This window comes from Streptomyces flavalbus (assembly GCF_042674625.1).
Classification (GTDB): domain Bacteria; phylum Actinomycetota; class Actinomycetes; order Streptomycetales; family Streptomycetaceae; genus Streptomyces; species Streptomyces flavalbus.
On the sequence record NZ_JBHTEB010000001.1, the window covers coordinates 2,225,329 to 2,250,099 of the forward strand.

The window sequence follows — 24,771 nt, forward strand, 5'->3', positions numbered from 1 at the left end:
CAGGGAGCGGGGCGGGGGCGCCTCAGGCGGGGCGGGGAGACGGCTGACCGGGGCCGCCCCGTGGGCAGGGGGCGGCCCCGGCCGGGGACTCCGCGTACGGAACGTACGTCGATCGGTACGACCGTCAGGCGTACGTCTCGAACTCGGCGACCTTCGGGGTGCCGTTGGAGCTGGTGATCTCGAAGGTGATCTTGCTGAGCGTGGTCGGGGGGAGGGCGATGACGCCCGCGCCGCTGCCGGTCTTCAGGACGGCGCCGGTGTCGTGGTTGAGGACGCGCCAGGAGCCGATGGCGCCGGTGGACCCGGCGGCCTCACGGATGTTGATCGAGGAGACCCGGGTGGCGGTGCCCCACTTGACGGAGACGGAGCCGGTCGAGCCGGACGGCGACCAGTAGGTGCTCATGTTGCCGTCACGGACGTTGCCGTAGCTGGTCCCGTCGGCCTTGCTGGACCCGTCGGACCCGGCGCCGAGGCTGAGGTTGGTGCCGGTGGGCGGGTCGGTGGGGGTGGGGGTCGGGTCGGTCGGGGTCGGCGTCGGGTCGGTCGGCGTCGGGGTCGGCGTCTGCGGGGTGCAGTTGCCGTCCGAGACGCGCAGCCCCTTGTTGGCACCGGCGGTCTGGCTGACGACGCCCGGCACGCAGCTCGCCGCGTCCAGGGAGTAGGAGTACGGGATGGAGACGCTGGTGTTGGAGGTCGGGTTCGGCCCGGCCGGGTTGGTGTCGCCGCTGCGGCTCGACCAGGTCACGTTGTCGAAGATGTTGCCGTTGACCTGCCAGTACCCGGCGGCGTCGGTGTAGAAGGTGCCGAGGACGTCCTTGGAGTCCTCGAAGTAGTTGCTGTCCACCCGGTCCGGGCACCGGCGCGGGAGTTGATGCCGGACTCGTTCAGTTGGACGTAGTGGTTGTTGTAGATGTGTGCGATGCCGCCGCGCAGCAGCGGGGTGCGGGAGTCGATGTTCTGGTACAGGTTGTGGTGGAAGGTGACGTACCCGTTCGACGTGTCGCTCTCGCTGGACCCGATCAGCCCACCGCGCCCGGAGTTGCGCAGGATGCTGTACGACAGCGTCACGTACTGGGTGTTGTCCTTCATGTCGAAGAGGCCGTCGTAGCCCTCCGACTCACCACCGGACGCCTCCAGCGTGGTGTGGTCGACCCAGACGTTGCGGACGTCGCTCTCCATGCCGATGGCGTCCCCGCCGTTGGAGAGCGGGGAGCCCGACTTCTTGACGTTCTTGACCGTCACGTTCTGGATGATGATGTTGCTGGCCTCCCGGATGTGGATGCCGAGCTGGTCGAACACGGCCCCGTTCCCGACGCCGACGATCGTGATGTTGCTGACCTGCTTCAGCTCGATCTTGTCGGCGGCGGTGCTGCAGCTACCGCCGGACACCTGGCTGGTGTTGCCGTGGTTGATGGTGCCCTCGACCTGGATGATGATCGGGGTGCTCCTGCTGGCCCGGTTGCACAGGGCCGTGTGGATCGCGGTGCCGGTGGTGGCCCGGACGGTCTGCCCACCCGCGCCGCCGGTGGTGCCCCCGTTCTGGGTGGCGTACCCGGTGGCCCCGGTGGTGGCCGCCGACGCCGTGGGCATCGACAGGGCCACGCCCGTCGCGGCCACTACGGCTCCGGTGGCCAGGGCCGCGTAGAGCCGCACTGCGACTGGTCGCTTCATGCTTGCTCGCCTTGCCTTTCGTCTTCGACTACGGGTCATTGCCGCATTGCATGGGTGCTGCATGTCATGGGCATGTCAGTAAGCCGTCGACAAGCCTTTGCGGGTGCCGCGACGTCTACCTCCACCGGAACAGCCCTATGAGCAGAGGAAAGCGCTTTCTGCTGCGCGAGGGTATGGGTAGGGCCGACGACTGACAAGCCTTCGCGCAGCACCGAAAGAAAGCCGACGGCTGCGGAGCGGTTACTGAGGATCCGTCAATCGCCGTCCGCTCGACGGCGCTTGTCGATCGCCAAGTCAGCCGCGACCCCGGCGCGCTCACCTGCCGCGAGACACCGACCAGCCCGGCACCGGCGAACGCCCCGACGAGGCGCAGTTGGCGGCCATGCCGTGTTCGCCGTATGGCGCTCCCACCGCCAGAGGCCCACCCCCACCGGAACCACGGAGGCGGACACACCGGCGTCGACGGTCTGAGCGGGAGGCCGTTCGTTGTCGACGGCGGCGGGCATCAGGTGAAGCGCCACTTGATGCTCGCCGCGTTGAGCGCACGGGTGCGCTCTCGTATGGCGCGCAGCCGCTCCTCGTCGGAGGCGCGGCGGACGTGTGCCGGGTCGGCATCCCATTCGCGGCCCCCGATGACGGGGCGGAGTTGCAGGTACGGGCCCATGTGCCCCATGACGTAGCCGAGTCTGTCGCTGCGGGTGTCTACGACGAGCGCGTCAAGCAAGTCAGCGGCCTGCGCTGCGTTCTTCGTGGCCATGAAGGGGACGCTAGAAGGCACGGTTCGCTCAGCACATCACCGGTTTCACGAAGTTTCTCGATCTGTTGGCATGGTTGCCCGAAGTTTCGCGCGCAAGTCTCGTCAACCAGTCCTCCCGAGCGTTGATCCGGGGGAGGCTGGTGCGGCCCTCGCACTGCCCTGGACGAGAGGAAGAGGATGCGACGACTTCGGTTCAACGGCACGGGCTCAGGGGGAGACGGCTGCCCCGGAGTGCACGAGGACCTCGACTCGGGGGACGTCATCGTGCACGGTCCCCAGCTCACTGACCCCAAGGACCTGGAGCAACTGCGGCACTTCGACGACGGTGAGGTGGCTGTGGTCGTACCGCGCAACACCCTGGTCGACTTCGGGCCGCGCGATGACACCCCGCGGAGCATCAACATCACGGAGGAGTTCAAGCGTCTCTTCCAGACCTTCGACCACACCGCCTGGCGCCTGGAGACCCGGCGCCGATACGCGAGCGACGAAGCGACGGACACCTGGGCTCAGTTCACGGCGGGCGAGCCGGTGCGGTGGGACTACGACGACGCCTGGTGCCGCACCGTGCGGTCGCAGACGGAGCAGGGCAAGCGTTTCGAACGGGTACGGCTCCTCGACTCCCCCGCCACACAGGGGCAGCGGTACCTGCTCGACAACGCCGTACGGAACTGCGCCGTAGGCGAGGACATCCGTTGCCTGCCCCGTGCCGAGGCCGAGCGGCTGCGGCTGCCCACCGAGGACTTCTGGCTCTTCGACTCCCGGCTGGTGGCCCGACTCGTCTTCGACGACGCCGACGACCTGACCGGCGCCGAACTCATCACCGAACCGGCGGCGGTGAACCGCTACTGCCAGGTGCGCGACGCGGCCTGGCACTATGCGGTTCCCTACGATCAGTTCACGCCAGCCTAGAAACGACGTGAGGTCCGGTGAGCACCGACTACCAACAGGCTCGCGAGGCCTTGGGCATACGGCTCCGGGAACTGCGACTCACTGCCCCGGATGGTCGGCTCACCGGAGCCGAACTGGCCGAGCGTCTCGGCCCCGGCTGGACCAAGTCCAAGGTCAGCAAACTGGAGAACGGCAGACAGACCGCCACGGCCGAGGAGCTGGCAGCATGGGCGGAGGCCACCGGTCACCCGGATGCCTCCGCCGGTCTGATCGCCCAGTTGCGCGGCTTCGAGTCCCACATCCGTTCATGGCGGCGGCAGTTGGCGTCCGGACACAAGCCCGTGCAGGACGCCATCACGGCCGAACACGACCGCACGCGCGTCCTGACGATCTGGCAGAACAACCTCGTCCCCGGCATCCTCCAGACGGCCGACTACGCCCGCGGTGTCCTGTCCCGGCACTCCCATCTGTACCGCTCGCCCCGGGACACCGAAGACGCGGTACGCGCCCGCGTCAAACGCCAGGAGGGCCTGTACGAGCAGGGCAGGAAGTACCGGATCCTGATGTGGGAGGCAGCCCTTCACGCCCTGGTCTGCCCGCCCTCCGTCCTCGCCGCCCAGCTCGACCGCCTGGCGGGCGTCATCGGTCTCGACACGGTGGAACTGGGCATCATCCCGTTCGCCGCTCCACTCAAAATCAATCCCGGAAACGGCTTCTGGATCTACGACGACCGCCGCGTCATCGTGGAGGACTGGCACGCCGAGCTGTGGCTCGACGACGCCGACACCATCGCCACGTACCAGCGGGTGTGGGACACCCTGCGGGAATCCGCCGTACACGGAACGGACGCCCACAAGGTGATCACAGCGGCACGACGCGCGCATCAGTGAACGAGATCGGCTTGCCGCTGGCCTGGGCGTACTCGATCTCCCTGCCGGTGGACTCTCCGACATAGCCGCCCGGATAGACGCCCGGCGCGACGACGATGGCACCCGCGAGGGTCAGGTCACGGCTGGCCGCGCCCATCTCATCCACGAATCGGGTGGAACCGCAGATACAGACGATCTCAGGTCGGTCGGGCACGCTCGGAGCCTACGCGGCGAGCGCGGTCGTGAGAGACGTGGGCCGACGGTCCACGACCGTCGGCCCCGTTCCCTGAGCGCGCCTACAGCACCGGCAAGTTCTTCCGCAGTTCGAAGGCCGTGACCTCGCTGCGGTACTCCTCCCACTCCTGGCGCTTGTTGCGGAGGAAGAAGTCGAAGACGTGTTCGCCGAGGGTTTCGGCGACGAGGTCGCTGCGTTCCATGAGGGTGAGGGCCTCGCCGAGGTTCTGGGGGAGGGGCTCGATGCCCATCGCGCGGCGTTCGGCGTCGGAGAGGGCCCAGACGTCGTCCTCGGCGCCCGGCGGAAGCTCGTAGCCCTCCTCGATGCCCTTCAGGCCCGCGGCGAGGAGGACGGCGTAGGCGAGGTAGGGGTTGGTGCCCGCGTCCAGGGAGCGGACCTCCACGCGGGCGGAGCCGGTCTTGCCGGGCTTGTACATCGGGACGCGGACCAGGGCCGAGCGGTTGTTGTGGCCCCAGCAGATGTACGAGGGGGCCTCGCCGCCCGCGCCCGCGGTGCGCTCGGAGCCGCCCCAGATGCGCTTGTACGAGTTCACCCACTGGTTGGTGACCGCCGAGATGTCCGCCGCGTGCCGCAGCAGGCCCGCGATGAAGGAGCGGCCGACCTTGGAGAGCTGGTACTCGGCGCCGGACTCGTAGAACGCGTTGCGGTCGCCCTCGAAGAGCGAGAGGTGGGTGTGCATACCGCTGCCGGGGTGCTCGGAGAACGGCTTCGGCATGAAGGTGGCCTGCACGCCCTGCTCCAGGGCCACCTGCTTCATCACCAGGCGGAACGTCATGATGTTGTCCGCGGTGGAGAGCGCGTCGGCGTACCGCAGGTCGATCTCCTGCTGGCCCGGGGCGCCCTCGTGGTGGGAGAATTCGACGGAGATGCCCATCGACTCCAGCATGGTGATCGCCTGGCGGCGGAAGTCCATGCCGATGTTCTGCGGGGTGTGGTCGAAGTATCCGGAGTTGTCGGCTGGGGTCGGCCGCGAGCCGTCGAGCGGCTTGTCCTTCAGCAGGAAGAACTCGATCTCCGGGTGGGTGTAGAAGGTGAAGCCCAGGTCGGAGGTGCGGGCGAGGGCGCGCTTGAGGACGTAGCGCGGGTCCGCGAAGGACGGGGAGCCGTCCGGCATGAGGATGTCGCAGAACATCCGGGCGGTGCCGGGGGCCTCGGCGCGCCACGGCAGGACCTGGAAGGTGGACGGGTCCGGCTTGGCGATCATGTCGGACTCGTACACCCGGGCGAAGCCCTCGATCGCGGAGCCGTCGAAGCCGATGCCCTCGTCGAACGCCTGTTCAAGCTCGGCTGGGGCCACGGCGACCGACTTGAGGAAGCCCAGCACGTCCGTGAACCACAGGCGTACGAACCGGATGTCGCGCTCCTCCAACGTCCGGAGCACGAACTCCTGCTGCTTGTCCATCTTCCGCTTCCCCATCCTTGCTGGTCAGGCCGCCTGTCTCCGGTCCCTCGGGAGGCGGTCGGGCACCTGAGCATCCCACCACAACACCGTTTCGTGCGCGTTGCGGACCTTGATCGCCCGGCCGACCCCGGTCTGAACGCCTCAGATACGGCAGGTGTACAGCTCCCCGGGCTCTCCAGCCCATCTTGCCTGCCCGCACCGGCATCCGTAATGGCAGGGCGGTACGGGAGCTTCCGGCGGCCCGCCGCCGCCTCAGCGGAACGCCCGTTCCCCCACCTATCGGGCCATTCCTGTGACCACCCTACGAGTCAACGGTGGTCCCCCATTACGATCAGCGCACCCGACCGTCCTCCCTCCCCAGAAGGGCCAGCCCCATGGGTTCCGCCAAGAACAAGAGCAGTGCCGAGCGCAAGGCGCGGATAGAGGAGATGCGGCGCGCGGAGCAAGCCCGCGAGCGCCGCCGCCGCATCCTCACGATCACGGCGTCCGCGGTGGTCGTGGCCGCCCTCGTCGTCGGCGGGGTCATCCTCGTCCAGTCGCAGTCCGACGACTCGGACTCGGCCGACGACTCCAAGACCACGGGCAAGCTGGTCGCCGGGGCGGACGGGGTCAGCACCTGGAAGGGCACCCTGTCCCGCAACCACGTCACCAAGTCCGTGACGTACCCGGTGACGCCCCCGGTCGGCGGCGACCACCAGGCGGTCTGGATGAACTGCAACGGCGACGTCTACACCGAGGCCGTGAAGAACGAGAACGCCGTGCACTCGCTGGAGCACGGCGCCGTCTGGGTGACGTACAACAGCAAGGCGCCGAAGGCGGACGTGGACGCGCTGGCGGCGAAGGTCAAGCAGACGCCGTACACGCTGATGAGCCCCGTCGAGGACCAGACGGACCCGATCATGCTGACCGCGTGGGGCCACCAGCGCTCCGTGACCAGCGCGGACGACCCGAACGTGGGGAAGTTCCTGGAGAAGTTCGTCCAGGGTGAGCAGACGCCCGAGAAGGGTGCCGCCTGCACCGGCGGGCTGGGTCAGTGACCCGGGCGAAGGCCGGGTGGATCGCGGGCGCCGCGGCGGCGGTGCTCGTCGCGGCCGGGGCGATCACCTACGCCGTCGCGGAGGACGGCGGCTCCGGCGTGGAGCCGCCCGCCGCGGACTCCGCGGACGCCGGGTTCGCCCGGGACATGGCGGTCCACCACCAGCAGGCGGTGGAGATGTCGTACATCGTGCGCGACCGCACCGACGACGAGGACGTCCGGCGCCTGGCGTACGACATCGCGCAGACGCAGGCCAGCCAGCGGGGCATGTTGCTGGGCTGGCTGGACCTGTGGGGGCTGCCGAAGGTGTCCGCGGACCCGCCGATGACGTGGATGGGCATGGGTTCCATGCCGCCCGGCGAGGACGGCGCGCTGATGCCGGGCATGGCGACCAACAGCGAGCTGAAGCGGCTCGGTGAGCTGAACGGGCGGCGGGCCGAGGTGCTCTTCCTCCAGCTCATGACCGAGCACCACCAGGGTGGCGTGCACATGGCCGAGGGCTGTGTGGAGCGGTGCCGGGTCGGTGTGGAGCGGCAGCTCGCGCGGGGCATGGTCGAGGGGCAGCGGTCGGAGATGGCGCTGATGGCGGACATGCTGGCGGAGCGGGGGGCGAAGCCCCGGTCATAGCGGTGGGGCTGAGGGCGGGGGTGGTCCGCGCCGTCCGGCCGTCCCCCTCGCGGGCGGGGTGGTCCGCACCATCCGGCCGCCCCCGTCCCCGTCCCCCTCGCGGGCGGGGGTAGTCCGCGCCATCCGGCCGTCCCCGTCGCGGCCGGGGGTAGTCCACGCCACACGGCCGTCCCGTCGCGGGCGGGGGGTGGTCCGCGCCACACGGTCGTCCCGTCGCGTTCGCGTCGCTCTGACGATTACACTGAACGGCGTGCCTCAACTTCGCCTCGCTCTGAACCAGATCGACGCACGCGTCGGTGACATCGCCGGTAACACGGAGAGGATCCTCCGTTGGACCCGGCACTCCGCCGAGCGGGGAGCGCACCTCGTGGCCTTCCCGGAGATGGCGCTCACCGGCTACCCGGTGGAGGACCTGGCCCTGCGCTCCTCCTTCGTGGAGGCGTCCCGCGCGGCCCTGCGCTCGCTCGCCGGGCGCCTCGCCGAGGAGGGCTTCGGGGAGCTGCCGGTGCTCGTCGGCTACCTCGACCGCTGCGAGACCGCCCAGCCCAAGTACGGCCAGCCCGCGGGCGCCCCGCAGAACGCCGCCGCGGTGCTGCACCGCGGGGAGGTCGTCCTCACCTTCGCCAAGCACCACCTGCCGAACTACGGCGTCTTCGACGAGTTCCGGTACTTCGTGCCGGGCGACAGTATGCCCGTGCTGCGGCTGCACGGCGTCGACGTCGCCCTCGCCATCTGCGAGGACCTGTGGCAGGACGGCGGACGGGTCCCGGCGGCCCGTTCGGCGGGCGCGGGGCTGCTGCTCTCCATCAACGCGTCGCCGTACGAGCGCGACAAGGACGACACCCGGCTCGAACTGGTCCGCAAGCGCGCGCAGGAGGCGGGCTGTACGACGGCCTACCTCGCGATGATCGGCGGGCAGGACGAGCTGGTCTTCGACGGCGACTCGATCGTCGTCGGCGCGGACGGCGAGGTGATCGCGCGGGCGCCGCAGTTCGCGGAGGAGTGCGTGGTCCTGGACCTGGACCTGCCCGCGGCGGCCCCGGACGCGCCGACGGGCGTGGTCGACGACGGCCTGCGCATCGACCGCGTGGTCCTGTCCGAGGACCCCCTGCCGTCGTACGCCGCGGAGCTGCCCGGCGGCTACGCCGAGCGCCTGGACGACGCCGAGGAGGTGTACGCGGCGCTGGTCACGGGCCTGCGGGCGTACGTGGAGAAGAACGGCTTCCGGTCCGTCCTGATCGGCCTGTCCGGCGGTATCGACTCGGCGCTGGTGGCGTCGATCGCGTGCGACGCGGTGGGCGCGGAGAACGTGTACGGCGTCTCGATGCCGTCGAAGTACTCCTCGGAGCACTCGCGGGACGACGCGGCGGAGCTGGCCCGGCGTACGGGCCTGAACTTCCGTACGGTCTCGATCGAGCCGATGTTCGACGCGTACATGGGTTCCCTGGGGCTGACCGGTCTGGCGGAGGAGAACCTCCAGTCCCGCCTGCGCGGCACGCTCCTGATGGCGATCTCCAACCAGGAGGGCCACATCGTCCTCGCCCCCGGCAACAAGTCGGAGCTGGCGGTCGGCTACTCCACGCTCTACGGCGACTCGGTGGGCGCGTACGGCCCCATCAAGGACGTCTACAAGACGTCGGTCTTCCGCCTGGCCAAGTGGCGCAACAGGGCGGCGGAGGCACGTGGCGAGACCCCGCCGATCCCGGAGAACTCCATCTCCAAGCCCCCGAGCGCGGAACTCCGCCCCGGCCAGGTCGACACCGACTCCCTGCCGGACTACCCCGTCCTCGACGCCATCCTGGAGCGCTACGTCGACCGCGACGAGGGCGCCGACACGATCGTCGCGGCCGGTTTTGACCCCGCCCTGGTCACCAGGACCCTCCGCCTGGTCGACACCGCCGAGTACAAGCGCCGCCAGTACCCGCCGGGCACGAAGATCTCCCCCAAGGGCTTCGGCAAGGACCGCCGGTTGCCGATCACCAACGGGTGGCGGGAGACGGCGTAGGGGCCCATGGCGCTCAGGTGTCTGACGCGTCGTTGGATGGGCTGCTCGGTGTGCGGTGGCCCGCTGGGGTCTCCTGGGTGAGGCGGGTGGGGTTTTCGGGGTTGCGTACGGCGTAGAGGCCGGTGATGAGGCCGTCGTCGACGCGGATCGCCAGGACGGTGTCGGTTCTGCCGTCCGTGTGCAGGGTGAGAGCCGGGGCGCCGTTGAGCTGGGTCGGGCGTACCGACGTCTCGGGTCTGGCCAGTTCCGTGGCCACCCTGTCCGCGCCCACGACGGGGGCCAGCGTGGTCTGGACGGCTCCGCCGCCGTCGGTCAGCAGGACGGCGTCCGGCGCGAGGGTGGCGCGCAGGCGCTGTGGGTCGCCGGTCTCCAGCGCCCGCTGGAACGCCGCCAACGCGCCCCGCGTCTCGGCCGGGGAGACGACCTCGCGGGGCCTGCGCGCGGCGACGTGGGTCCGTGCCCGGTGCGCGATCTGGCGTACCGCGACCGGGGTCTTGTCGACGGCCTCCGCGATCTCGTCGTACTGGAGGTCGAACACCTCGCGCAGCACGAACACCGCGCGCTCGGTCGGCGCGAGCGTCTCCAGCACCAGCAGCATCGCCATCGAGACGCTGTCGGCCAGCTCGCCGTCCCCGGCCGTGTCGGGCGCGGACAGCGGCGGTTCGGGGAGCCAAGGGCCGGCGTAGGACTCCTTGCGGCGTCTCAGCGTGCGCAGTCTGCCTAACGCCTGCCGCGTGGCCGTACGGACCAGATAGGCGCGCTGGTTCCGCACGGTGTGGGGGTCGACGCCCACCCAGCGCAGCCATGTCTCCTGGAGGACGTCCTCCGCGTCGGCGGCGGAGCCGAGCATCTCGTAGGCGACGGTGAACAGCAGGTTGCGATGGGCGACGAACGCCTCCGTGGCGGAACCCGTGCGCCCCCCACGAGCGGGCGGCTCGGCGGCGTTCCCTGTCTGTGCGTTCATGGTCGGCTCCCGCGTGTTCGCTCTGGACCGTGTCACGCACATGACGCCGCACCCCGGCCGCGATGTGACACGCGGCGTCGTGGCCTACGTCACATCACGGGGGTGGAACCCGCTCAGAACGTCGTCGCCAGCCATGCCGTCACGCCAGCCAGCGCTATCAGGGTCCAGTTGAGGGCCGTCTCCTTGGCCTCGCCCCGGGACAGGTGCAGGCCCGCCGCCAGGAGTTGCAGCAGGACGAAGCCGAGGGCGGCCACCATCGCCAGAGCCGGGGCTCTGCCCGTCAGGGGTGGGAGGACCAGGCCCGCCACGCCCGCGATCTCCACGGCTCCGATCAGGCGGACCAGCGGCATGGGGACCGTGTCCACCCACGCCATCATCGGGGCGAGCCTCTCCCTGCTCTGGGTCGCCTTCTTGGCGCCCGAGTAGAGGTAGAAGAGGCCCAGCAGGGTTACGACGATCCAGTACGCCACAGTCATGGCTCCGCCCTCCGCGGTTGTCCGACGTCATGGGTGACGTCATGGGTTACGCCTTGTGCGCAGGGTCATCATGGGTAACCGTTGGAAGGCTTACAAAAGGCACATCCGTGTGCCCGACTCCCACCAGGAGCGTCATGTCGCAGTACGAGAAGGCCTGTCTCATCCGGGGCGACGGGGGGCGGGCCGTGCGGGGCATCCTCGACCGGGTCGGGGACAAGTGGACGCTGCTCGTCGTCGCCACCCTGCACGGGGAGCGGATGCGGTTCACCGAGCTGCTGCGGCGGATCCCGGGGGTCTCGCAGCGGATGCTGACCCTGACGCTGCGGCACCTGGAGCGGGACGGGCTCGTCGGGCGCACGGTGCACGCCGAGGTGCCGCCGCGCGTCGAGTACGAACTCACGGCGACCGGGCGGACCCTGATCGGGCCCGCCGTCGCCCTGGCGGAGTGGGCGATCGCCCACAATCCCGACATCGAGCGCAGTCGCGAGCGGTACGACGACTCCCAGAGCGACGGCCAGAGCGACGGCCAGAGCGACGGCCAGAGCGACTCCCGCAGCGACGGCCAGAGCCACGGCCAGAGCGACTCCCGCAGCGACGGCCAGAGCCACGGCCAGAGCGGAGAGCCCGCCGCTCCTCAGGGCTGAAGCGTCTCCGCTCGCTCCGGCACGTGCGTCGCCACCAGCCGCTCGTGAGCCGCGGGCCGCATAGCCGTCCCCCGGTCCACCGCGTACGCCACCGCCGCGACCCCCAGCCCCAGCGCCGCCAGCGCCGCCCCCGCGACCGCCGGGGACGTCACCCCGTACCCCGCCGCCAGCGTCAGGCCGCCGATCCAGGCGCCGCCCGCGTTGGCGAGGTTGAAGGCGGCCTGGTTGGCGGAGGAGGCGAGGGAGGGGGCGGACGACGCCTTCTCCAGGACCATCATCTGAAGGGGGGAGCCGGTGACGAACGCGGCCGTGCCCAGCAGGGTCACCGCCAGCGCCGCCGTCCAGGGGGCCGCCATCAGCAGCGGGAACAGCGACAGCACCGCCGTCAGCGCCGCCAGGCCGCCGAAGAGGGTGCCCCGCAGGGAGTGGTCGGCCAGGCGTCCGCCCAGCAGGTTGCCGATGGTCGCGCCGACGCCGAACAGGGCGAGCAGCAGGGTGACGCTGGCGTCGGTGTACCCGGCGGCGTCCGTGAGCATCGGCGTGATGTAGCTGTACGCGGCGAACAGCGCGCCGAAGCCCGCGACCGTCGTCCCGAGGGCGAGCCAGACCGGCAGGGAGCGCAGGGCCGTCAGCTCGCCGCGCAGGCCCGCCGCCGGGGCGCCGGTGCCGTCCGCCGGGATCAGCAGGGCCAGCGACGCGATCGCCGCGACGCCGATGGCGCTGACGGCGAGGAAGGTCGCCCGCCAGCCCAGGTGCTGGCCCATGAGGGTGGCCGCGGGGACGCCCGCGACGTTGGCGACGGTGAGGCCGAGGAACATCAGGGAGACGGAGCGGGCCTTGCGGTCGGGTGCGGCCAGGCTGGTGGCCACGACCGCGCCGACGCCGAAGAAGGCGCCGTGCGGGAGGCCGCTCAGCAGGCGGGCTGCGAGCAGCCAGCGGTCGTCGGGGGCGAGCGCGGAGAGGGCGTTGCCCGCGACGAAGAGGACCATCAGGGCGATCAGCACGCGGCGCCGGGGCATCCGTGCCGTGACGGCCGCGAGCAGCGGGGCGCCGATGACGACGCCGAGGGCGTACGCGGAGACCAGGTGTCCCGCGGCGGGGAGGGAGATGCCGAGGTCAACCGCGACGTCGGGCAGCAGGCCCATGATCACGAACTCGGTGGTGCCGATGCCGAAGGCGCCTACGGCCAGGGCTAGCAGGGCCAGGGGCATGGGAATCCGGGACCTTTCGAGAGGGGTGTTCCGACCATCGTATGTTCAGATGCGGAACAAACTCTCGCGGGGTCGGTATTCCCCAGGATTCCGGCAGACCAGCGGCCGGTTAGGAGTCCGTGGCCAGGTCCACCCGCGCCGCCACCGGCAGGTGGTCGCTGCCGGTCTCCGGGAGGGTCCAGGAGCTGACCGGCTCGACGCCCTTCACCATGATCTGGTCGATCCGGGCCATCGGGAACGACGCGGGCCAACTGAAGCCGAAGCCGCTGCCCGCCGCGCCCTGCGTGGAACGGAGCTGGCTGGTCACGGCGTTCAGCGCGCGGTCGTTCATCGTGCCGTTCAGGTCGCCGAGCAGTGCCGTCCGGGGCAGCCGCTCGTCGGCGATGGCCTCGCCGAGGGCGTCGGCGCTGTGGTCGCGCTGCCGGGCGGTGAACCCGGCCTCCAGCTTCACCCGGACCGAGGGGAGGTGGGCGACGTAGACCGCGAGGGGGCCGTCGGGGGTGGTGACCGTGGCGCGCATGGCGCGGGTCCAGCCCAGTTTGATGTCGACGGACCGCACCCCGCTCAGCGGGTACTTGCTCCACAGCCCGACCGTGCCCTGCACCGAGTGGTACTCGTACGTCGACGCCAGCGCCCGCTCGTACACCGGGACCGCCGAGGCCGTCAGCTCCTCCAGCGCCAGCACGTCGGCACCGGCGGCGGCCACGGCGCGGGCGGTGCCCTCCGGGTCGGCGTTGTCGGCGTTGACGTTGTGGGTGGCGAGGGTGAGGTCGCCGCCGGTGGTGGCCTTGTCGGTGAGCAGCCCGCCGAACACGTTCAGCCAGACCACCAGCGGCACCAGGACCGCGAGCAGCGCGGACGCGGAGCGGCGCAGCGCGCCGAGCCCGAGCAGCACCGGGATGCCGATGCCCAGCCAGGGCAGGAAGGTCTCGGTGAGGCTGCCGAGGTTGCCGATGGAGTTGGGGATCTGCGCGTGCGCCACCATCACCAGGGCGAGCAGCAGCGCGAGCGCGGCGAGGACCAGCCCGCGGCGCCAGACCCGGCGGTCGTTCCGCAGGACGTCGAGGAGCCGGGCCGTACGGCCGCGCAGGCGTCGTAGGGCGGAGCCGGGGCGTTCGGGCTCCGAGCCGCCGTTGTCCGTGTCCGTCACGTACGCCTGTTGCGCCATACCGTCGCCTCGCTACCTGCCGTGCACACCGTCGTCCCCCGCGCCTAAGACCCTAGGGGATGATCGGCTCCGTTCCCGCCGTCCCGTGACGGCCCTACGCAAGTGTGGGACGAGCCGTGCGGCGCGGGGAGTTCCGGGGTCGGCGCCGGAACGCGCTTCCTGTGACGAAACGCGCACATCAGTGCGGGGCGGTGGGCGGGCTGACGGGGCGTAGACCTTCGAGGAGGGTGTCCACGATCTGCTCCGCGAGGCCCTCGGGGAGGTCGGCGGTGCGGCGCAGCACGGCGCGCATCAGCATGGGGCCGACGAGGATGTCGTAGAGCAGTTCCACGTCGGTGTCGGCACGCAGTTCGCCGTCGCGCTGGGCGCGGCGCAGGACGTCGAGTCCGGCGCGGCGGCGGGGGGCGATGACCGTGCTGTCGTAGGCGGCCCAGATCTTGGGGCTGCTCTTCATCTGGGCGCGCACGTTGTGCAGGATCGCCGAGGTGCGGTCGGCCTGGCCGCGGCGGCGCAGCGTCTCCAGCAGGACGACGAGGTCGTCGCGCAGGGAGGTGCCGGGGAGTTCGGGGTCGGGGGGTTCGGCGGTGCGCAGGACGTCGACGAAGAGTTCCTCCTTGTCGCGCCAGCGGCGGTAGATGGTGGCCTTGCCGACGCCCGCGGTGCGCGCGATGCGCTCGATGGAGAGTTCGCTGAGCGGGACGCCGTCCTCCAGGAGCTTCATCGTGCCCTCGATGATGGCGCGTTCGACGGCCTCGCTGCGGGGGCGGCCCCGGGTGGGGCCGTCGTGCGGGGGGTGGGGGGCGGCGAGGCTCACGGTGCTGCGTCCCTTCGTCGTGCGGCGGGTCGTCGTGATTCTCCCTGGGCGGTGGGACGGCGGTCTACGACGCTCCGCCGCCCTGCGTGACCGCTTCCGCCGTCTCCTCGCCGCCGTGGGCCCGCTCGGTGGCCGGGGCCTCCCGCTGCCTGCCCGGCAGGAACGCCGCCACGACCAGCGCGCCGAGCACCGCGACGCCCGCGCCGCACACCGCGGTGACGTGCATGGCGTGCAGGAAGGCGCCGTTGGCCGAGTCGACGAGGGGCGCGGCGGTGGGGCCGAGGCGGTCGGCGACGGCGAGGGTGGCCTCGATGGACTCCCCCGCGGCGTGCCGGGCCCCGGCGGGTACGGCGCCCAGCTCGTCCTCGATGCCGGTGCGGTAGGCCGCGGACAGCACCGAGCCGAGTACGGCGATGCCGAGGGCGCCGCCGACCTGGCGGAAGGTGTTGCTGAGCGCGGAGGCGGAACCGGCCTTCTCGCGGGGCAGGGACTGCATGATGACGACGCTGACCGGGGTCATGATGTGCGCCATGCCGGTGCCCATCAGGAAGAACACGACCTCCAGTATCCAGATCGGGGTGTCCGCCTCCAGGGTGGCGAACGCGCCGAGCATCGCGGCGATCAGCACCATGCCGCCGGTCGTCGTCGCCCGGTTGCCGAAGCGGTCGACGACGAGCCGGGCGCGCGGCGCGAAGACCAGTTGCGCGAGGGCCAGCGGCAGCATCAGCACGCCGGTCTCCAGGGGCGAGTAGCCGCGCACGCTCTGGGTGTAGAAGACGGCGAAGAACGTGACGCCCATCAGCGCGAAGAACACCAGCGTGATGGCGGCGATCGCGGCGGAGAAGACCTTGTCCTTGAAGTAGGTGACGTCGATGGACGGGTGGTCGCTGCGCTTCTCGAAGACGACGAACCCGGCGAGCACGGCGAGTCCGGCGGCGATGGTGCCGAGCACGGTGACGTCCGTGAAGTCGGCCAGCTCACCACCGCGGATGATGCCGTAGACGAGCAGGACCAGGCCGACGACGGAGAGCGCGACGCCGACGGGGTCGATCCGGCCGGGGTCGGGGTCGCGGAAGTCGGGGACCAGCCACACCATCAGGGCGAGGGCGAGCAGCACGATCGGCACGTTGACGAGGAAGACCGAGCCCCACCAGAAGTGGTCGAGGAGCGCGCCGCCGGTGATCGGGCCGATGGCGATGGCGAGGCCGACGCCGCCCGCCCAGATGCCGATGGCCTTGGGCTGCTCGTCGCGCTCGAAGACGTTCATCAGGACGGCGAGGGTGGCGGGCATCACGAAGGCCGCGCCGAGGCCCATCACCGCGCGGAAGCCGATCAGCTCGTTCGGTGAGGAGGCGAAGGCGGCGAGCGCGGAACCGGCGCCGAAGACGACGAGTCCGCCGAGCAGCACCTTCTTGCGGCCGAGCCGGTCACCGAGGAGCCCGGCGCTGAACAGCAGACCCGCGAAGACGAGCGTGTAGGCGTTGATCGCCCACTCCAGCTCGCTCTGGGTGGCGCCCAGGCCGGTCGGGGCGGGGGTGGAGATCGTCTTGATGGCGACGTTCAGGATCGAGTTGTCGAGGACGACGATCAGCAGGCTGAGCATCAGTACGCCGAGGATCGCCCAGCGGCGTCGGTGCACCGCCTCCGGTACGGCCGAGGGAGTTGTCATGCCGTCGAGCCTAGGCGATTTACGATACGGACCTGTCTCGTATCGTAAACTTTTACCCCCTTCTTAACCGGCCGCCGTGACCGGATACCGACGTGACGGGAGTCCCCTCGGGGGTCCCCTAGCCGCCTCTGGCACGAGGTGCCACCATGGAAGGGATCCGGGGACACCGTCAGGGTGCCTCGAGATGACGTAAGGAGCCGGTGCAATGACGCAGCTTTCGGCTGCCCAGCCCGCGAAGACGGGCGCCTCCGACGGCAGCAAGGCGCTGTACGGGGGCAAGGGCACCCGCCGTATCACCGTCCGCGACATCGCCCTCGCCAAGGAGCGGGGCGAGAAGTGGCCCATGCTGACCGCGTACGACTCGATGACCGCGTCCGTCTTCGACGAGGCCGGTATCCCGGTCATGCTCGTCGGTGACTCGGCGGGCAACGTCCACCTCGGGTATGAGACCACCGTGCCCGTCACGCTCGACGAGATGACCGTGCTGTCCGCCGCCGTCGTGCGGGGCACGAAGCGGGCCCTGATCGTCGGCGACCTGCCCTTCGGGTCCTACCAGGAGGGTCCGGTGCAGGCGCTGCGCTCCGCGACCCGGCTGGTGAAGGAGGCGGGCGTGCAGGCCGTGAAGCTGGAGGGCGGTGAGCGGTCGTACGACCAGATCCGGCTGCTCGTCGAGTCCGGCATCCCGGTCATGGCCCACATCGGGCTGACGCCGCAGTCCGTGAACGCGATGGGCTACCGCGTGCAGGGGCGCGGCGAGGAGGCGGCCCAGCAGTTGCTGCGGGACGCGAAGGCCGTGCAGGACGCGGGCGCGTTCGCGGTGGTCCTTGAGCTGGTCCCGGCGGAGCTGGCCGCGGAGGTCACGCGCACGCTCCACATCCCCACCGTGGGGATCGGCGCCGGGGCCGCGACGGACGCGCAGGTGCTCGTGTGGACGGACATGATGGGGCTCACCGGGGGGCGGGTGCCGAAGTTCGTCAAGCAGTACGCCGATCTGCGGGGGGTCCTCGGGGACGCGGCGAAGGCGTTCGCCGAGGACGTCGTCGGCGGAACGTTCCCCACCGAGGAGCACTCCGTCCACTAGAGGACGACCAGAAGGCCCTTCAGAAGACCATTGCCGCACCACCCCAGGACAGCCCCGCCGATCTTCCCCCGTCGGCGGGGCTGTCCCCTTCCTGTCCACGGGCCGTAGGCGGGCTGTCGGTCGGCTGTCGGTGGTTTGTCGGTGGGGTCTGGGAGCGTCTCTCTCATGACGGGAATCGACATGAAGGCCAGGGGCGCGGCGGTCGCCGTGCGTGGGCTGGTCAAGCACTTCGGGGAGACCAAGGCGCTCGACGGCGTCGATCTGGAGGTCCGGGAGGGGACCGTGATGGGGGTGCTCGGGCCGAACGGCGCCGGGAAGACCACCCTCGTGCGCATCCTGTCCACGCTGCTCCAGCCCGACGCCGGTCAGGCGCACGTCGCGGGGTACGACGCCGTACGGCAGCCCCGGCAGTTGCGCCGGGTGATAGGGCTGACGGGCCAGTACGCGTCCGTGGACGAGAAGCTGTCGGGCTGGGAGAACCTCTACTTGATCGGGCGCCTGCTGGACCTGCCGCGGAAGGAGGCCCGCGCGCGGGGCGACGAGCTGCTGGAGCGGTTCTCGCTGACCGAGGCCGCGCGGCGGCCCGTGCGGACGTACTCCGGCGGGATGCGGCGGCGGCTCGACCTGGCCGCGTCGATGATCGGGCGGCCGGTCGTGCTGTTCCTCGACGAGCCGACCACCGGGCTCGACCCGCGGACCCGCAACGAGGTCTGGGACGAGGTCCGGCGGATGGTCGGCGACGGCGTGACCGTGCTGCTGACCACGCAGTACATGGAGGAGGCCGAGCAACTCGCCTCCGAGCTGACCGTCGTCGACCGCGGCAAGGTGATCGCGGGCGGCCGGATCGAGGAGCTGAAGGCGAAGGTCGGCGGGCGCACCCTGCGCATCCGCCCGGCCGATCCGCTCCAGGCCCGCCCGCTGGCGTCCTGGCTCGACGAACTGGGCATCACCGGTCTCGCGACGACGACCGTGGAGGCCGACAGCGGCACCCTGCTGGTGCCGGTGCTCAGTGACGAGCAGTTGACGGCGGTGGTCGGCGCGGTCACCGCGCGCGGCGTCACCCTCGCCTCCGTCAGCACCGACCTGCCCAGCCTGGACGAGGTGTTCCTGTCCCTCACCGGGCACCGCGCCAGCGCCCCGCAGGACGCCCCGTTCGCCCCTGTACCCCGCGAGGAGGTCGCCGTATGAGCGCCACCACCCTGACCCACGGCACCTCGGCCGCCGACAGCCGGATCTCGCTGCGCGGGCACCTGCGGCACACCGGCGCGCTGGTCCGCCGCAACCTGCTGTGGATACGGCAGGACCCGGAGTCGATGTTCGACGCGATCCTCTTCCCGGTCGTGTTCACGCTGCTGTTCGTGTACGTCTTCGGCGGGTCGATCGGGCAGTCCCTCGGCGGCGGGCAGGAGGCGTACGTGCAGTACGTCGTGCCGGGGCTGATGGCGATGATGGGCATGAGCATGGCCCAGGGCGTGGGCACCGGCTTCAACCAGGACTTCAACACCGGGGTGATGGACCGCTTCCGGTCGCTGCCGATCGGCCGTGGCTCGGTGCTGTTCGCGAAGATCGCGGTGGAGCTGCTGCGGATGCTGTTCGCGACGACCGTGCTGCTCGTCGTGGGCGTGCTGGTCGGCTTCGACATCACCAACTGGGGCGGGCTGCTGGCCGCCGTGGGGCTGTCGGTGGTGTTCGGCTCCGCGCTGATGTGGGTGTTCATCACCCTGGGCGTGATGATGAAGAACGCCCAGTCGGTGCAGGCGATGGGCTTCCTGGTGCTGATGCCGCTCCAGTTCGGCTCGTCGATCTTCGCGCCGACCGACTCGATGCCGGGCTGGCTGCGGAACTTCACCGACGTCAACCCGCTCTCCGCGCTCGCGGACAGCGCGCGCGGGCTGATGGTGGGCGGGCCGGTCGCCGGTGACGTGTGGCTGACGCTGGCCTGGTCGGTGGGGATCACGGCGGTGATGGCGCCGGTCGCGATCCACAAGTTCCGTACGAAGAACTGACCCGCGCCGGGTCAGACGAGGGCGGTGGCCTCCTCCGCGGAGAGGGCGCCGCCCTCGTCGTACGCCTTGGTGTACTCCTCCTCGGGCAGGGCGGCGCGGGTCAGCTCCACGGCGCGCTCCAGCACCGAGCGCTCCAGCAGGGAGAGCCGGTGGCCCGGCGGGAGCTGCGCGTCGGCGGCGCCCAGGCAGCGGGCGGCGGCAGCGGGCTCGCCGGTGCCGGTGAGGGTGAGGGCGGTGGTGACCAGGTAGGCCGAGGTGAGCTGGGGTGCCATGCCCTGGGGCAGCGGTTCCTGGGCCAGCGCCACCCCGCGCCGCGCCTTGGCGCGGGCGTCGTCGTACCGCTCGTCGAGGACGTCGAGCCAGGCCTCAAGGCCGAGGATGAAGGCGTCGAAGACGACGAAGTTGGACAGGGCGAACTCCTCGCGCAGCGTCCGCATCTCGGCGCGGGCCTCGTCCGCCCGCCCGGTCAGGCTCAGCCACCCGGCGAGGAAGACCCGGGCGAACGCGGTGGACTCGTGCGGCCCGCCCTGCCCCTGCTCCACGACGTCACGCAGCAGCCGCTCGCCGCGCTCCGCCTGCCCAGCCTCCAACAGGGTGCTGCCGAGCCGGGCGTTGAGGACGGCGAGCTGGGCACGGGCGCCGAGCGTCTCGGCCAGCTCCATGGCCGCCTCGAAGTCGGCGGCGGCGTCGGCGAACCGGCCCTGGTGCTCGGCGGTCTCGCCCCGCGCCGACAGCGCCTCCGTGGCGCCCCACACGTCCCCGAGGCGCCGGTAGATCGTCAGCGCCTCGTCGGCGTCCGCGACCGCGTCGCCGGTCCACTCGGGGCGGTGCACGAGCATGTTGGCGCGCATCTGGAGGCAGGCGGCCAGCTCCCAGTCGAAGCCGGGGGTGGCGCGGCAGGTCGCCACGGCGGCGTCGCAGACGCCGGAGAGCCGGTCCATCTGGCCGGTGAGGATCACCGCGTACATCCACATCATGCCGGGGACCCGGCAGACCTGCGGCAGGCCGGGCTCGTACGCCTCGGTGACGGCGCGCAGCTTGCGCTGGCCGTCCTCGGTGTCCCAGACGTCCAGCTCGGTGTCCATGCAGGCCATGTGGGCGAGGTGGAGGCCGCGCCGGGCCTCGGCGAGCAGCTCGCCGGTCCACGGCGGGGGCCGGTCGGTGCAGCGTTCGAAGACGGGGGCGGCCCGCTGGACCGGCGCGGCGAACGGGTCGGGGCCCAGCGCCATGACCTCGGCGCACCAGTTGCGGGCCTCGATGCGCAGGTCGCGCATCTGCCAGAACCAGCACAGCGACAGCACCAGGCACAGCCCCTCCTGCTCGTCGTGGCGGGCGACGGCGTGCCGCAGGGCGGTGCGCAGGTTCTCGTACTCGCGCTCCAGGCGGGCGATGGCGGCGGCCTGGCCGTGGCCGCGCAGCGACGGGTCGGTGGTGCGGGCGAGTTCGCGGTAGTAGGTGAGGTGGGCGCGCTCGGCGGCGTCGCGGTCCCCGGCCTCGTCGAGGCGTTCGCCCGCGTACTCGGCGACGGTCTCCAGGAGCCGGTAGCGCATCCCGTCGTCGTCGGAGGGGGCGGCGACGACGAGGGACTTGTCGACGAGGGAGCCGAGCGCGTCGAGCGCGGCGGGCCCGCAGACGGCCTCGGCGGCGGTGAGGTCGCAGCCGCCCGCGAACACCGACAGGCGGCGCAGCACGTCGCGTTCGGCGGCGTCGAGGAGTTCCCAGGACCAGTCGACGACGGCGCGCAGGGTCTGCTGGCGGGGCAGGACGGTGCGACTGCCGGAGGTGAGGAGGCGGAAGCGGTCGTCGAGGCGGTCCGCGATCTGGCGGGGGGTGAGCATCCGCAGCCGGGCGGCGGCGAGTTCGATGGCGAGGGGCAGTCCGTCGAGGCGGCGGCAGATCTCCGCGCACGCCTCCGGGTCGTCCTCGGCGCGGAAGCCGGGGCGGGCGGCGGCGCCGCGGTCCGCGAGCAGCCGCAGCGCGTACGGCTCGGGCAGCGGGTCCACGGGGCGCAGCACCTCGCCGCTGACGCCGAGGGGTTCGCGGCTGGTGGCCAGCACCGTCACGGCCGGGCAGCGGGCGAGCAGCTCCTCGACGAGGTGGGCGGCGGCGTCGACGACGTGCTCGCAGTTGTCGAGGACGAGCAGCATCCGCTGTCGGCCGCAGTGTTCGACGAGGCGCTCCAGGGGGTCGTCGAACCGGTCGCCGCCCACCGCCCGCATCCCCTCGGCCCCGGCGCCGTACAGCACGGTCTCGCGGGCGCCCACGGCGGTCAGGACGGCCTCGGGTACGGCGGCCGGGTCGTCGACGGGGGCCAGCTCGGCCAGCCACACCCCGCCGGGTACGGCGTCCCGTACGGACTCGGCGGCCTCCTGCGACAGCCGGGTCTTCCCGGCGCCGCCCGGCCCGAGGAGGGTGACGAGGCGGGCGGTGGCGAGGTCGGCGCGGATGGCCTCGATGTCGTCCTCCCGGCCGACGAAGGAGGTGAGCCGGGCGCGCAGGTTGCCGGGGGGCCGGGGGCCGTCGGGGACGGGCGGGGCCTGTGGGGGCCGCAGCAGTTCCGCGTGCAGGGCGCGCAGTTCGGGCCCGGGGTCGGAGCCGAGCCGGTCGGCGAGGAGGCGCCGTACCTCCTCGTAGGCGGCCAGGGCCTCGGCGGTGCGGCCGGTCTCGCGCAGGGCGCGCAGCCGCAGCGCCTGGAGGGGTTCGTCGAGGGGGTGCCCGTCGCACAGCGCGGTCAGTTCGGGCAGCGCCAGGTCGGCCTGGCCGAGGGCGAGGGCGGCGGCGAGGCGGGCGCGGCGCACCTCCAGGAGGCGGGCCTCGCAGCGGGCTGCCTCGGCGGCGCGGTCGGGGAGGTCGGCGAGGGCGGGGCCCTGCCACAGCCCCTTCGCGTCGTCGAGGAGGGCGGCGGCCTTCACGGCGTCGCCGTCGGCCAGCGCCCGCAGGCCCTCCTCCGCGAGCCGCTCGAAGCGGTGCAGGTCGACGTCGTCGGGCTGGGCGGTGAGCCGGTAGCCGCTGTCGGCGGAGGCGACGGCGTCGGCGCCGAGGGCCCGGCGCAGCCGTCCGACCAGCGCCTGCACGGCGGCGGGCGCGTCGGCGGGCGGGTCGCCGTCCCACACCTCGTCGACCAGCAGCCCCACGGGCACGGCCCGCCCCGCCCGCAGGGCCAGCACGGTCAGCAGGGCACGCAGCCGCGCCCCGCCGACCGGAACGGGACTGCCGTCGGAGCGGAACGCCTGGGTGGTACCGAGGATGCGATAGCGCACGGCACCCATTGTCCCTGGCCGCGCCCCTCCACCGCCCCCGGGTTCACGCGGGCATGAAGCAGGGCCGGTCACCCCCGCGGAACCCGGACGGCCCCCCGGGACGTTCCCCCACCGTCACCTGTACGGTCGACCCGACGATCCGGTCCCACGTCAGGAGCCCCATGACCACCGCCACCGCCCGCCCCAGTGATCGGCGTGTCAGCCCCGTCTTCCTCGGGATCCTCGCCGTCGCCGCGGTGACCGGCTGGGCGACCTGGACCGGGTTCGCCGCGGAGCCCGGGGTCGCCGTGTTCTTCTTCGTGACGGCGGCCTGGGTCGTCTCGCTCTGTCTGCACGAGTACGCGCACGCCCGCACCGCCCTGCACAGCGGGGACATCTCGATCGGCGCGAAGGGCTACCTCACGCTGAACCCGCTGAAGTACACGCACGCGCTGCTGAGCATCGTGCTGCCGGTGGTCTTCGTGATCATGGGCGGGATCGGTCTGCCGGGCGGGGCGGTGTTCATCGAGCGGGGCCGCATCCAGGGCCGCTGGAAGCACAGCGTGATCTCGGCGGCGGGCCCCCTGACGAACGTGCTGTTCGCCGTCGTCTGCACGGCGCCGTTCTGGCTGGACGCCCTGGACGGCGTGCCCCGCGACTTCCGCTTCGCGCTCGCCTTCCTCGCCCTGCTCCAGGTGACCGCGGCGATCCTGAACTTCCTGCCGGTGCCCGGCCTGGACGGCTACGGCGTCATCGAGCCCTGGCTGTCGTACAACGTCCGGCGGCAGGTGGAGCCGTTCGCGCCGTTCGGACTGCTGTTCGTGTTCGCGCTGCTCTGGCTGCCCGCGCTGAACGGCGCGTTCTTCGACATGGTCGACGCGGTCCTGCGCGGACTGGGCGTCGACGAGGTCGACACCTACTGCGGCTTCGAGCTGTACCGCTTCTGGGAGGGCGGCGACGACTTCTGCTCGGTCACTCCGTGACGGACGCCCGCCGCTCGGCCTGCCCGCGCTTCAGGTAGTACCACCACATATTGGACGACAGCCCCGCGAGCAGCACCCACACCACCCCCAGCCAGCTCCCCCGCACGAAGGACAGCACGGCCGCGGCGGTGGCGAGGACGCACACGACGAGGGCGTAGAGGGCGAGACGAGGCATGGCGGCGGGCTCCTGTCGGGGACACGGTGGGACGGCGGCCGGGTCGCGGTCCGCCGCTGCCCACCAGTGTCCCCCATGGGGTCACACGTCCGTGACGCGGAGCCCCGCGTGTGCCTTGTAGCGGCGGTTCACGGAGATCAGGTTGGCGACCAGCGACTCCACCTGGTGGGCGTTGCGCAGCCGCCCGGCGAACACGCCCCGCATCCCGGGGATGCGCCCGGCGAGCGCCTGCACCGTCTCGACGTCGGCGCGCTCCTCGCCGAGCACCATCACGTCGGTGTCGATCTCGTCGATCTCCGGGTCCTGGAGCAGGACGGCCGACAGGTGGTGGAAGGCGGCCGTGACCCGGGACTCCGGCAGCAGGGCGGCGGCCTGCTCGGCGGCGCTGCCCTCCTCGGGCCTGAGGGCGTAGGCGCCCTTCTTGTCGAAGCCGAGCGGGTTGACGCAGTCCACGACCAGCTTGCCGGTCAGCTCCTCGCGCAGTGACTCAAGCGTCTTGCCGTGCCCGTCCCACGGTACGGCGACGATCACGATGTCGGCGCGCCGCGCGCACTCGGCGTTGTCGGCGCCCTCGACGCCGTGGCCCAGCTCCCCGGCGGCGGCCTCGGCGCGCTCCGCGGCCCGCGAGCCGATGATCACCTTCTGTCCGGCCTTGGCGAGCCGGTAGGCCAGGCCCTTGCCCTGCGGCCCGGTCCCGCCGAGGACGCCGACGACCAGCCCGGAGACGTCGGGCAGGTCCCAGGGGTCCTTGGCGGGGGCCTTCGCGGGCTTCTGTGCGGCACTGTCGGTAGAGGTCATGGGGCCGACTCTACGTCCGGGCCGTGCGGGGG

At 71.7% G+C, this 24,771-nt stretch carries 22 protein-coding genes and 1 pseudogene; 10 read left to right on the plus strand and 13 right to left on the minus strand.

Annotated features, from left to right (window positions below; translation table 11 throughout):
• Nucleotides 1-124: 124 nt before the first annotated feature.
• Nucleotides 125-1,671 (minus strand): annotated as a pseudogene (locus tag ACFQZ6_RS09845) (pectate lyase family protein).
• Nucleotides 1,672-2,176: 505 nt separating this feature from the next.
• Entirely contained in the window at nucleotides 2,177-2,428 is a 252-nt protein-coding gene (locus ACFQZ6_RS09850; RefSeq protein WP_381606735.1) for a hypothetical protein, read from the minus strand.
• Between the two features lie 177 nt (nucleotides 2,429-2,605).
• Here ACFQZ6_RS09850 and ACFQZ6_RS09855 point away from each other — a divergent pair, with 177 nt between their 5' ends.
• Entirely contained in the window at nucleotides 2,606-3,337 is a 732-nt protein-coding gene (locus tag ACFQZ6_RS09855) for a DUF6879 family protein (protein WP_381606737.1), read from the plus strand.
• A gap of 17 nt (nucleotides 3,338-3,354) precedes the next feature.
• Nucleotides 3,355-4,206, plus strand: a complete 852-nt coding sequence (locus ACFQZ6_RS09860; protein ID WP_381606739.1) for a helix-turn-helix domain-containing protein — start codon at nucleotides 3,355-3,357, stop codon at nucleotides 4,204-4,206.
• Here ACFQZ6_RS09860 and ACFQZ6_RS09865 read toward each other — a convergent pair.
• Both ACFQZ6_RS09865 and ACFQZ6_RS09870 read right to left on the minus strand, forming a co-directional pair.
• Nucleotides 4,178-4,399, minus strand: coding sequence for a hypothetical protein (locus ACFQZ6_RS09865; protein WP_381606741.1), 222 nt, complete (start codon nucleotides 4,397-4,399; stop codon nucleotides 4,178-4,180). The genes ACFQZ6_RS09860 and ACFQZ6_RS09865 overlap by 29 nt on opposite strands.
• A gap of 82 nt (nucleotides 4,400-4,481) precedes the next feature.
• A complete protein-coding gene (locus ACFQZ6_RS09870) occupies nucleotides 4,482-5,843 on the minus strand; it encodes a glutamine synthetase family protein (RefSeq protein WP_360217398.1) in 1,362 nt (453 codons plus the stop codon).
• A gap of 374 nt (nucleotides 5,844-6,217) precedes the next feature.
• Between ACFQZ6_RS09870 and ACFQZ6_RS09875 the strand changes: the two genes are divergently transcribed.
• The 3 genes from ACFQZ6_RS09875 to ACFQZ6_RS09885 all read left to right on the plus strand — a co-directional run bounded on the left by ACFQZ6_RS09875 (nucleotide 6,218) and on the right by ACFQZ6_RS09885 (nucleotide 9,511).
• Nucleotides 6,218-6,880 (plus strand): DUF3105 domain-containing protein, encoded by a 663-nt coding sequence (locus tag ACFQZ6_RS09875; RefSeq protein WP_381606744.1) that lies wholly within the window; start codon nucleotides 6,218-6,220, stop codon nucleotides 6,878-6,880.
• A complete protein-coding gene (locus ACFQZ6_RS09880; RefSeq protein ID WP_381606746.1) occupies nucleotides 6,877-7,506 on the plus strand; it encodes a DUF305 domain-containing protein in 630 nt (209 codons plus the stop codon). The genes ACFQZ6_RS09875 and ACFQZ6_RS09880 overlap by 4 nt, the downstream gene beginning before the upstream one ends.
• Before the next feature lie 250 nt (nucleotides 7,507-7,756).
• Entirely contained in the window at nucleotides 7,757-9,511 is a 1,755-nt protein-coding gene (locus ACFQZ6_RS09885) for an NAD+ synthase (RefSeq protein WP_381606748.1), read from the plus strand.
• Between the two features lie 13 nt (nucleotides 9,512-9,524).
• Here the strand turns inward: ACFQZ6_RS09885 and ACFQZ6_RS09890 are convergent, their stop codons facing one another.
• The gene (locus ACFQZ6_RS09890) at nucleotides 9,525-10,475 is read right to left on the minus strand and encodes an RNA polymerase sigma-70 factor (RefSeq protein ID WP_381606750.1); all 951 of its coding nucleotides are present in this window, start codon (nucleotides 10,473-10,475) and stop codon (nucleotides 9,525-9,527) included.
• Nucleotides 10,476-10,588: 113 nt separating this feature from the next.
• Entirely contained in the window at nucleotides 10,589-10,951 is a 363-nt protein-coding gene (locus tag ACFQZ6_RS09895) for a DoxX family protein (protein WP_381606752.1), read from the minus strand.
• A 134-nt stretch (nucleotides 10,952-11,085) separates the two neighbouring features.
• Between ACFQZ6_RS09895 and ACFQZ6_RS09900 the strand changes: the two genes are divergently transcribed.
• A complete protein-coding gene (locus ACFQZ6_RS09900) occupies nucleotides 11,086-11,595 on the plus strand; it encodes a winged helix-turn-helix transcriptional regulator (protein ID WP_381606754.1) in 510 nt (169 codons plus the stop codon).
• Here ACFQZ6_RS09900 and ACFQZ6_RS09905 read toward each other — a convergent pair.
• From ACFQZ6_RS09905 to ACFQZ6_RS09920, 4 genes are all read right to left on the minus strand, one after another.
• Nucleotides 11,586-12,806, minus strand: a complete 1,221-nt coding sequence (locus tag ACFQZ6_RS09905) for an MFS transporter (protein ID WP_381606756.1) — start codon at nucleotides 12,804-12,806, stop codon at nucleotides 11,586-11,588. The genes ACFQZ6_RS09900 and ACFQZ6_RS09905 overlap by 10 nt on opposite strands.
• 109 nt (nucleotides 12,807-12,915) lie before the next feature.
• Nucleotides 12,916-13,974, minus strand: a complete 1,059-nt coding sequence (locus tag ACFQZ6_RS09910) for an endonuclease/exonuclease/phosphatase family protein (protein ID WP_381606758.1) — start codon at nucleotides 13,972-13,974, stop codon at nucleotides 12,916-12,918.
• Nucleotides 13,975-14,152: 178 nt separating this feature from the next.
• Nucleotides 14,153-14,788, minus strand: coding sequence for a TetR/AcrR family transcriptional regulator (locus ACFQZ6_RS09915; RefSeq protein ID WP_381606760.1), 636 nt, complete (start codon nucleotides 14,786-14,788; stop codon nucleotides 14,153-14,155).
• Nucleotides 14,789-14,852: 64 nt separating this feature from the next.
• Entirely contained in the window at nucleotides 14,853-16,457 is a 1,605-nt protein-coding gene (locus tag ACFQZ6_RS09920; protein ID WP_381606762.1) for an MFS transporter, read from the minus strand.
• A gap of 205 nt (nucleotides 16,458-16,662) precedes the next feature.
• Here ACFQZ6_RS09920 and panB point away from each other — a divergent pair, with 205 nt between their 5' ends.
• From panB to ACFQZ6_RS09935, 3 genes are all read left to right on the plus strand, one after another.
• Nucleotides 16,663-17,538 (plus strand): 3-methyl-2-oxobutanoate hydroxymethyltransferase, encoded by an 876-nt coding sequence (gene panB, locus ACFQZ6_RS09925; protein ID WP_381606764.1) that lies wholly within the window; start codon nucleotides 16,663-16,665, stop codon nucleotides 17,536-17,538.
• A gap of 165 nt (nucleotides 17,539-17,703) precedes the next feature.
• Nucleotides 17,704-18,726, plus strand: coding sequence for an ATP-binding cassette domain-containing protein (locus tag ACFQZ6_RS09930; protein WP_381606766.1), 1,023 nt, complete (start codon nucleotides 17,704-17,706; stop codon nucleotides 18,724-18,726).
• Entirely contained in the window at nucleotides 18,723-19,544 is an 822-nt protein-coding gene (locus ACFQZ6_RS09935) for an ABC transporter permease (RefSeq protein WP_381606769.1), read from the plus strand. Before ACFQZ6_RS09930 ends, ACFQZ6_RS09935 begins: the two co-directional genes overlap by 4 nt.
• 11 nt (nucleotides 19,545-19,555) lie before the next feature.
• Here the strand turns inward: ACFQZ6_RS09935 and ACFQZ6_RS09940 are convergent, their stop codons facing one another.
• Nucleotides 19,556-22,813 (minus strand): BTAD domain-containing putative transcriptional regulator, encoded by a 3,258-nt coding sequence (locus ACFQZ6_RS09940; RefSeq protein ID WP_381606771.1) that lies wholly within the window; start codon nucleotides 22,811-22,813, stop codon nucleotides 19,556-19,558.
• A gap of 152 nt (nucleotides 22,814-22,965) precedes the next feature.
• Here ACFQZ6_RS09940 and ACFQZ6_RS09945 point away from each other — a divergent pair, with 152 nt between their 5' ends.
• Nucleotides 22,966-23,766, plus strand: coding sequence for a site-2 protease family protein (locus tag ACFQZ6_RS09945; RefSeq protein ID WP_381606773.1), 801 nt, complete (start codon nucleotides 22,966-22,968; stop codon nucleotides 23,764-23,766).
• On the opposite strand, the gene ACFQZ6_RS09950 is transcribed toward ACFQZ6_RS09945, so the two are convergent.
• Both ACFQZ6_RS09950 and npdG read right to left on the minus strand, forming a co-directional pair.
• Nucleotides 23,756-23,941, minus strand: coding sequence for a hypothetical protein (locus ACFQZ6_RS09950; RefSeq protein WP_381606775.1), 186 nt, complete (start codon nucleotides 23,939-23,941; stop codon nucleotides 23,756-23,758). The genes ACFQZ6_RS09945 and ACFQZ6_RS09950 overlap by 11 nt on opposite strands.
• A gap of 81 nt (nucleotides 23,942-24,022) precedes the next feature.
• Entirely contained in the window at nucleotides 24,023-24,739 is a 717-nt protein-coding gene (gene npdG, locus ACFQZ6_RS09955) for an NADPH-dependent F420 reductase (RefSeq protein WP_381606777.1), read from the minus strand.
• Between the last annotated feature and the right edge of the window lie 32 nt (nucleotides 24,740-24,771).